At 65.2% G+C, this 264-nt stretch carries 1 pseudogene; it reads left to right on the top strand.

Going from position 1 to position 264, the window contains the following annotated elements:
• A pseudogene (locus ACQG3P_RS20050) lies at positions 1 to 119 on the top strand (3-deoxy-7-phosphoheptulonate synthase); the annotation flags it as partial.
• Positions 120 to 264: the final 145 nt, after the last annotated feature.

A 264-nucleotide genomic window follows, 5' to 3' on the forward strand; every position in this document is an offset into this window, starting at 1 on the left:
ACCTGGTGGCTGGCCGCCAGTAACTTGTGGAAGGCCAGCCGCTGGTGTTCTGCCTGAGAATCACCTTTGGTTGCATCGGCTGGGACAGTTCGCTGCAGGTGCTCGAAGCGCTGGCCTAGGCGGTGCGTGCGCGGCGCGCACGGCGACTGGCCGAGGCGGCTTGACCCCGCAGGGAGCCGGCCGCCGGCCGGCTGCACGAAAGGTACGCGCTTACGGAAGTCTGGGTTTGTTAAAGCGAATAAATTGGTTTCTGCGCACCCGGCG

The sequence above is a fragment of the Stenotrophomonas sp. SrG genome, from assembly GCF_050031795.1.
GTDB lineage: Bacteria > Pseudomonadota > Gammaproteobacteria > Xanthomonadales > Xanthomonadaceae > Stenotrophomonas > Stenotrophomonas rhizophila_A.